Genomic DNA, 8607 nt, shown 5'->3' on the forward strand with positions numbered 1-8607 from the left:
CAAATGTCAGGAACACAAGTGATGCGTCTCATTAGCTACTGCCTCAGCGTCGTTCTGGCACTATCCGCCCTGGCCGCCGAGCCTGCCCTGCCGGCACCAGCCTTCCACACCAGCCGCCTTGGTGCCTACAAGCTGGTATCCCTGCTGACTGACCAGGGCGTTTGGCCGATCGGCGCCATGATCGACATGCCCCGCGGCAAGATGCTGGCCGCGCTGAAGGCGGCCAAGCTGGGCCCGGATATCGACACATCCAACAACGCCTTCCTGATCGACACCGGTAGCCGCCGCATCCTGATCGACGCCGGCGACAATGTGCTGGCCAGCCTGAAGGCCGCTGGCTACCAGCCGGAACAGATCGACGACATCCTGCTTACCCATCTGCATAGCGACCATGTGGTCGGCCTCGCCAACAAAGGCGCCCGCGTGTTCCCCAATGCCACGGTACATGTAGAGCGCCACGAAACCGACTTCTGGCTGGAGCCGGCCAATACCACAAAGCTTCCGGCTGGCTTTGATGTGCACTTCAAGGATGCCAAGGCGGCCCTGGCGCCCTACCAGGCTGCGGGCCGACTGGCGCTATTTGATGGCGATGCCGCCATCTTGCCAAGCGTTCGCGCCGTATCGCGCTTTGGCCACACCCCGGGCCATGTTAACTACCTGGTAGAGAGTGAAGGCAAACGCCTCGTCGCCATCGGCGATGGCGTGCTGGTTGCCGCCTTGCAGTTCCCCTACCCGGAAACGGTATTCAAGGTCGACCCGGATAAAGCCGGCACCGCGCGAGCGCAACGCGCCATTTACCGCGATGCTGCCGAGCACGGCGATCTGGTGGCCGGCGCCCATCTTGCCTTTCCGGGACTGGGCTATTTGCATGCCGCAGGTGAAGGCTTCGCCTGGCAGGCGGTGAAAAAGGGCGAGTAGCGCCAAGCGTCAGATCAGTGGCAAGGTCGAGGCCTTGCGCGCATGCATTGACACATATTGTGTACGTCGTTCATTATTTAACTTCGTTCACATTTAAATGCAATCATGACCAATAGCGAGATCGGGCGCCGCGAACGCAAACGGCAGCTGACAGCCGAGCTGCTGGCCAACACGGCTTTTGCCCTGTTCGAAGCGCACGGCTTTGACAATGTCAGCATGGAGCAGATTGCCGAAGCGGCCGACGTGGCCAAGGGCACGCTGTACAAGCACTTCCCGGTAAAGGAAGCGCTGCTGACGCATTACCTCCATGCCATGGTGCAGACGCAGCTGCCTGTCCTGCAGCAGGCCATGGCCAGCGAAACCGACAGCCTGCAACGCATCACCCGCTACTTTCGCGCCGCATCGGTCTGGGCGCAGCGCCACCAGCGCTATATGCCCTACTATCTCGAGCACCGCCTCAGCCAGCCCATCCGGGCACAAGACAGGCAACGTAGCGGCACCGAATCGATACTGATCGGCCTGATCAGCGACGCACAGGCGCAAGGCCGCTTGCGAGCGGATCACGATGCCAGCTTGCTGACCAGCTATCTGCAGACCCAATACCTGACAGCCTTGCTGCGCTGGGTAATGCAAGCCGATGCCGACCTCGACCGTGAACTCGACGCGATGCTCGACTTGTTCTTGCATGGCTGCCGGGCCGAGAGGCAGGCATGAGCGCAGCCATCTCGACACCGATATTGCTCGACTGGCCTGCCGCAGCGGCCGCCGGGCCGCAACAAGCTGGTGGCAAAGGCTGGCAGCTCGGGCTTCTGGCGCGCTATGGCCTGCCGGTTCCCGCTGGCGCGGTGTTGCCGGTTGCCGCTTACCGGCAGGCACTCGCTGCAGCATCGATCGACCCTGCCCAGCTGCTTGACGAGGATGGCGATCTCGACAGGCAACTGGCAGCCTGCCACGAGCGCTTGCGCCAACTGCCGCTGCCCGCCTCCCTCACCGGCCAGCTGCAGATCATGCTGGCGCAACACAACTGGCAAGACCAGGCACTGGCGGTGCGCTCATCGGCGCCGATGGAAGACTCCGCCGGCGCCTCGTTCGCCGGCATCCACCAGTCTTGCTTGAATGTGCTCGGCTTTGCCGCACTTTGCGACGCGATCCGCGAAGTGTGGGCATCGCTTTGGACCCCGCAGGCCTATGCCTACCGGCAACGCCTCGGGCTATCGCACCACGATTGCGCCATGGCGGTCGTGATCATGCCGCTACTGCCCGCCACCGCTGCCGGCATCGCCTTCAGCATCGATCCGCGCAGCGGGCGCGACGACCATCTGCTGATTCATGCGCAATGGGGCCTGGGCGAGGCTCTGGTCAGCGGCGCCACCGAAGGCGACGAATACCTGGTGCAGGAAGACCCGCTCGATGCCCGGCTCAGCCTGCTGGCGCGCAAGACCGGCGCAAAGACCCGGCAGACGCAGCAACTGGCCGGCGGTGGCACCATCACGGTGGATACGCCGGCCCAGCTCGCCAGTCAGGCGGTTCTCGCTGATGCGCAAATCACGCAGCTGGCTGGGCTGGTACGCGACGCCGCCCAGGCGCTCGACTTTGCCGAGCCATTTTACGATGTGGAATGGGTGTGGGATGGCCTGCGCTTCTGGCTGGTGCAGGCGCGGCCAATCACCGCCATGGCGCGCTACACCTACCCGCAACTGCGCAATCAACCGTCAATCTGGACCAATGGCAATACCCGCGACGTGGTGCCCTTGCCGCTGTCTGCGCTCGATTGGTGCCATGGGCGGCGCTGGATCAACGCGGTGTTGGCGCAATCCCTGCGCCATGCCGGGTATCCGGCCCTGCCCGGCTTGCAGCGCTGCAAGCTATTCCATGGTCGCCTCTACCTCAATGCATCGATAATGCAATTTGAAGCGTGGGATGCCTTCGGTTTTGCGCCGCAAGCCTTCAACCAGATGATGGGCGGCCACCAGCCGGAAATTACACCGCCGCCCGCCAGGCTCGGCGACAAGCTGCGTCGCCTACCTTATATCCTGCGCTATCTGGCTGCGGTATTGCCCTTGCGCCGTCGCGCCGATGCCATCGCCGCCAAGGCCGAGGCGCGGGCCGCCAGCCTCGATCAACACCGGATACCGGACGACAATCTGGCAGCTGCGCGCTATCTGGAACAATTGTTCCGCGAAATGCGCAGCCAGCTGGAGCTGGGCTTTTTGCAGGTGGGTAGCGGTGCCGGCCTCGCCATGCTGGTCGATCGCCTGGAGCGGAATCTGCCCGGCCAAGGCCATGCCTTGGCTGCTGCGCTGCTGGCCGGCGGCACGCCCAGCATTACCGCACAACAAGGCTATGAGCTGATCGAACTGGCAGCGCTGGCAAATAGCGATGCCGCGCTCAAGCAGTGGCTGACCAGCGACAAGCGGGATGAGCAGTACTGGCAGACGCTGCCCGAGCAGCACCCATTTCGCCGTGGCTTTGCGCGCTTTCTGGCGCAATACGGCCACCGCGGCGTTTACGAGAGCTACTGGCGCTACCTGCGCTGGCATGATCATCCAGGCCAGCTGCTCGACCATATCGCCGGCCTGCTCGGCACCGATCCGGCCGCCTTGAAAGCGCGCCAGCAAGCCAGCCAGGCCGACGCCTGGACCAGGCTGCGCCGCGCCCTGCCGTGGTGGAAGCGGCTGGGCCTGGCCATGCAAGTCAAAGCTGCCAACCAGGAACTAGGCCACCGCGAACTGGCACGCAGCCGCCTGATAATGCTCAAAGACGCCACCCGCCAACAGCTGTGGCAGCTGGCACCGCGCCTGCAAGCGATGGGCGCCTTGCGCGAAGCCGACCAGCTGGCTGATCTCACCCTGCCGGAAATGCTGCTTGCCCTGCGCGGCCAGATAAGCGGACCTGCCCTGGCTCGGCGCATCGAAGATAGACAGCAGCAAAGCCGGCATTGGCAAGCGCAGACCGCTTCCGATGTGATTTTGCAGGGCGAAGGTCAGCTCACTGCGCCCGCCGCCAGCATCCCCGCAAGCAAGCTCGCCGCCGGCCAATGGCAGGGCGTGGCCATCGGCGCCGGCAGCATACGCGGCAGAGCGCGCATCATCTTGCACCCGGCCGATGGCAAACGCCTGCAACAAGGTGAAATCCTGGTCTGCCCGAGCACCGACCCGGCCTGGACCCCGCTGTTCTTGAAAGCTGGTGGCCTGGTGATGGAGACTGGCGGCTATCTGTCGCACGGCGCCATCGTCGCCCGCGAATTCGGCCTGCCGGCGGTGGTCAACCTGCCCGGCATCCTGCAACAGATCAGGGATGGGCAGATGGTGGAAGTGGATGGGCATGGCGGTGTGGTGACACTACTTGACTGACCACGCTGCCGACTACCGAATTGTCACATTGCAGCCAGCGCAACGATGCAATCGCCACCGGCACCTTTGCACAAGACGCAGCTCACATCAGCTGCGATAGCAGGCCCAAGCCGCCAAGCAGCAGGCAATAGGCGGCAAATGGCCGCAGCGACTCAATCTCGCTGCGCTGGAAATAACGCATCAGCAAGGCAGTGCTGGCATAGGCACACAGGCCGGACAGCGCACCGCACAGCAGCATCAGGCCAAGCGGCACGCTGCTGCCCAGTCGCAATAGCTTGGGCGCTTCCAGTGTGCCGGCGGCCAGGATGATAGTGGTGGCCAGCAAAAAGGAAAACCGCTCCCACGCGGCCCGCTTATTGCACGCTATAGACCAACGCATATTGGCGTTTATCAAGTACGCTAGCGACATCGACACCAAAACCGACGTAGATCTTCAAGCCAGCGAGCTGACTAACATCAGCCGATGACAGCAGTCTTGAAGAATAGTCGCCCAGCACACCGGCAGAATAAGGCTCGATATCTCCGCCACTCCAGTAAAACCAGCCGAATCCGTTGTTCACCAACCATGTGCCATGGTATTCAGCCATGACGTACACATTACCCTGTGTACCAGCAAGAACAGAGCCAGGCTTGATCGTAAAGTCCAAGGATAATTTGTTACTGGGGCCCTTTGGCGTCGCCTTGATTTCCATGGCACTAAATTGGCTCGGCCCGCTCACTACCGCAAACTGCCCCTGCGTACCTCCGACTTGCAATACCGCAGTCTGAGTGGTTCCTAGCGCACCTGCCACGACGCGGAGGCTGATCTGATCACCAGCCTTAGCCATACCGCTCTGGCGCGTATAGTTTCCGGAATTGAGTGAGTACTCGCCACCCGAAACGGATATTGCAACGGGAATGTTTACCCCAGTAATGGCAATTGGATTCGTGTAATAGGCTGTGCCGGCGGTGGCATTGCTAACCGGCTTAAAGCTGAACGGGTCTGGTACTCCATCCTTCACTACCACTGAAACCAGTGCATCACGGCTGTAGGCAGACCCCACAGCATTGCTGACCATCACCGCATAATGCGCGGCATCTGTCGGTTGCAGATTGGCAAGTACAAGGCTCGACGAGTTTGCGCCGTCAATTGCCACCCCATCGCGATACCATTGGTAGCTCAAGCCTTGACCGATCGCAGTAACTGCCAGCGTTACCGTATCACCATCCATCGCCGATGCGTCGTTCAATGTCCCGGCAAGCTGCGGCGAGCTCACAACAAGGCCAGACTGAAGATCAACCTCTGACATCACTGAAGCATTGCCCGCCTTGGTCAGCACCCATAACTTGCCGGAAGGCAATTTGAATAGTCGCAACGGCGCTCCGGGCACGGTCATCGTGCGTTCAAGCAGTAGTTTGCTCGTCCAGGTTTGCAACTCAGTATTATTACCCGCAGCCCGCACGGTTACCCATTGATTGCTCACGGATACTGCATCTGAAAATCCATTTGCCAGCAAACCTATAACTTTATTATCACTGGCATTTAATATTTTGCCAGTACCGATAATATAGCTACTCTCATCTTCGGACATTCTAATTGGCGGCCTTTCATGTTCAAGCACGCGACTTGGCCAAGCCAGTACACCATCCATATCTAAGTTCTGATAATAAATGAGAGAGTAGTTTCCATGTGCGAAATACATTCTTCGCAAGGATGAGTTCCAGACATACTCATCGGACAAATCAACCCAAGATTGGGTTGTCAATTTCTTTCCGTTAATATCATAGACATAGGAAGTCTGCGATGGCCCCACAGCATCCACTGCATACACCATAGTCCCAGCCGTCGACAACCCCAATAGCCGGCTCGGCGTATTGCCAAATGGCTCTTCAACCACCTTGCCGGCATCAAACTTGATCTGATTAATCACGCCCGGATCATACCCAAGGTACAACCGATTCGACACTGATGCATAGGCGAAAAATCGAGGCGAACCCAGCAATGGAATCGACGAAATATACCGATGTTTAGTCGTAGACCAAATAAAAATACTCTGAAAACGCTGACTTAACATGAAGATGTTACCATCGCCAGCAGCAATGACACTATCAGGCAAGAAACGGATCTTGGCTGGATCGACCACAGCACCCGGTTTGGCATAGGTGATACTACTCAAAGGAACAGACTGAACCGATATACCACTACTCGCAGTTGCATCAGTAGAAAAAGCAAATACACTCGGCCCTTTTACCTCAATCGCTTTAGCCACAGACGGTAGCAAATACGAACCGGATTCCAATTGACCAGTGGAAAAACTGACTATTGCGTTGCCACGCAGCACTAGCAAGACATCGCTGCCATAGGTCGTTGCATCATCAGACTTGCCGCCGGGCAAACTTCCCAGGGCTACCAGCCCGGGAATCCCAAAAACATCCCCATTATCCTTCACAAGGATATTTTCATTGGGATATATATAAGCCCAGACTGATGAGCGACTCGATACACCAGAACGCTCTACTCTCGCCCCACCAAATTGGCCACTCTCTCCATAAGACAATTCAGTAGCTCCATCCGATTGCACACTATAAATACGGCGAGAGGCAGGTGCGATACTGAAAGCACTAGAGCGGTAAGTTGAAATCATTGAGACGTATTGATTATCCCGCTTTCTAATGCTAACAATACCACAAACATCATCATCATTACTATAACAAGTACTACCATAAGGAACTGCAAATATCAATTTACCATCTGATAGCAAATCAACAATATCCTGTTTCGCACTGAATATCAACTGCTCATTACCACCAGAGAGCAATCGCCTATAAAGCTCACGACCATAAGCGATATAAATTCCATCAGCATCCACCCGCATTGCGGTTGCCTTATCGGACAGTGGAATGCTGGCAAGCCACTGCTGTTGAGCAAGGTCGTAGCGCTCAATTCTAGCCGGTGTGGGAAAAGCAAAATATACGATATCACCCTGCCTCGAACGATGGGTCCATGTCGGCGCGTCGGCCGCAAACGCCTGTACTTGCACGAACACAAGGCACAGGGCCACCAATCGTAATAGGCGAGCAAAAAAATTTCTTGGCATAGGAGACACTTAAAAATTTGCTGCGCCAATATCTTAGCGCCCAAAGCGCTGCAATATAGTGACTTACCCAGATTGCAACGCACGTCACGACAGAAAATGTACTTTTTCCCAGGACCAGCCAGAATCTTCGGCTATTTGAATCAGCTGAAGGAACTGGCCCCATCCGAAGGTAGCTGCTCACTGCACGCTATAGACCAATGCGTATTGATGTTTAGCAATCACGCTAGCGACATCGACGCCACAACCAGCGTAGATCTTCAAGCCCGAAAGCTGACTTACATCTGTCGATGAAAGCAGCCTTACCGTATAGTCTCGTAGCGTGCCAGTAAAGTAAGGCGCAATTTCTCCGCCACCCCAGTAAAACCAGCCGGAGCCATTATTGACAAGCCATGTATCCCGGTATTCTGCCAAGATATAGATATTACCCGGTAGGCCAGTAAGGTCAGAACCTGGATTGACCGCCAAGTACAAGGAAAAGTTGTTTTTGGTGCCAGTTGCCTTTGCATCGATTCGCATGGGGCTAAATTCAACCGCCTTGCTTGTAACAACAAACTGCCCTTGCGTACCCCCAACTTGCAATACAGCAGTCTGGGTAGTAGCTGAAGGCCCAGCCACGACTCGAAGACTGATCTGGTCACCAGACTTGGCCATGCCGCCCGCGCGCGTATAGCTTGCAGAATTGAGCGAGTACTCGCCTCCGGAAACAGATACAGCGACGGGTATGTTTACCCCGGCAACGGCAATTGGATCCGTGTAATAGACTGCACCGGCAGCGGCATCGCTAACCGGCTTGAAATTGAACGGATCAGGTACCCCATCCTTCGCCACCACTGTAACCAGTGCGTCACGACTAAAGGCAGACCCCATGGCATTGCTGACCATAACCGCATAATGCGCAGCATCCGTCGACTGCAGATTGGCGAGTATCAGGCTGGGCGAGTTTGCCCCAACGATTGCCACCCCATCGCGATACCATTGGTAATTCAATCCTTGACCGATTGCGTTAGCCGTAAGCGTCAGCGTATCACCAGCCATCGCCGAAACATCGTTCAACGTTCCGGCAAACCGTGGTGAACTCTCCACACTGCCAGAGTCAAGATCCACCAACGACATCACCGAAGCATTGCCAGACTTGGTCAGAACCCACAGTTTGCCGGAGGGTAGCTTGAGTAATCGCAATGGCGCTCCAGGCAAGATTATCCCACGGTCGAACAACAAATCATTCGTCCAAGTCTGCAATTGTGTGTTCACACCGGCCG

At 57.5% G+C, this 8607-nt stretch carries 6 protein-coding genes; 3 read left to right on the top strand and 3 right to left on the bottom strand.

The annotated features are described in order from the left end of the window. The first annotated feature begins 21 nt into the window (after window positions 1-21). The 3 genes from ACE3OH_RS15720 to ACE3OH_RS15730 all read left to right on the top strand — a co-directional run bounded on the left by ACE3OH_RS15720 (window position 22) and on the right by ACE3OH_RS15730 (window position 4271). A complete protein-coding gene (locus ACE3OH_RS15720; protein WP_374354978.1) occupies window positions 22-918 on the top strand; it encodes an MBL fold metallo-hydrolase in 897 nt (298 codons plus the stop codon). A gap of 105 nt (window positions 919-1023) precedes the next feature. Then, a complete protein-coding gene (locus tag ACE3OH_RS15725; protein WP_374354981.1) occupies window positions 1024-1632 on the top strand; it encodes a TetR/AcrR family transcriptional regulator in 609 nt (202 codons plus the stop codon). Continuing rightward, entirely contained in the window at window positions 1629-4271 is a 2643-nt protein-coding gene (locus tag ACE3OH_RS15730; protein WP_374354984.1) for a PEP/pyruvate-binding domain-containing protein, read from the top strand. Before ACE3OH_RS15725 ends, ACE3OH_RS15730 begins: the two co-directional genes overlap by 4 nt. Window positions 4272-4353: 82 nt before the next feature. Here ACE3OH_RS15730 and ACE3OH_RS15735 read toward each other — a convergent pair whose 3' ends face one another. The 3 genes from ACE3OH_RS15735 to ACE3OH_RS15745 form a co-directional block, all read right to left on the bottom strand. Then, the gene (locus ACE3OH_RS15735) at window positions 4354-4680 is read right to left on the bottom strand and encodes an undecaprenyl-diphosphate phosphatase (protein ID WP_374354987.1); all 327 of its coding nucleotides are present in this window, start codon (window positions 4678-4680) and stop codon (window positions 4354-4356) included. Continuing rightward, the gene (locus tag ACE3OH_RS15740) at window positions 4625-7348 is read right to left on the bottom strand and encodes a hypothetical protein (RefSeq protein WP_374354990.1); all 2724 of its coding nucleotides are present in this window, start codon (window positions 7346-7348) and stop codon (window positions 4625-4627) included. Before ACE3OH_RS15740 ends, ACE3OH_RS15735 begins: the two co-directional genes overlap by 56 nt. A 177-nt stretch (window positions 7349-7525) precedes the next feature. Continuing rightward, window positions 7526-8607 (bottom strand): hypothetical protein (locus ACE3OH_RS15745; protein WP_374354993.1); only part of this gene is annotated, 1082 nt, incomplete at its 5' end.

It is taken from the genome of Chitinimonas sp. (genome assembly GCF_041904975.1).
In the GTDB taxonomy this organism is placed as follows: Bacteria; Pseudomonadota; Gammaproteobacteria; order Burkholderiales; family Chitinimonadaceae; genus Chitinimonas.

Excerpts from the sequence above, each read along its gene's own strand:
- ACE3OH_RS15720 (WP_374354978.1), top strand. The coding sequence starts at position 22 with ATGCGTCTCATTAGCTACTGCCTCAGCGTCGTTCTGGCACTATCCGCC.
- ACE3OH_RS15725 (WP_374354981.1), top strand. The coding sequence starts at position 1,024 with ATGACCAATAGCGAGATCGGGCGCCGCGAACGCAAACGGCAGCTGACA.
- ACE3OH_RS15730 (WP_374354984.1), top strand. The coding sequence starts at position 1,629 with ATGAGCGCAGCCATCTCGACACCGATATTGCTCGACTGGCCTGCCGCA.
- ACE3OH_RS15735 (WP_374354987.1), bottom strand. The coding sequence starts at position 4,680 with ATGTCGCTAGCGTACTTGATAAACGCCAATATGCGTTGGTCTATAGCG.
- ACE3OH_RS15740 (WP_374354990.1), bottom strand. The coding sequence starts at position 7,348 with ATGCCAAGAAATTTTTTTGCTCGCCTATTACGATTGGTGGCCCTGTGC.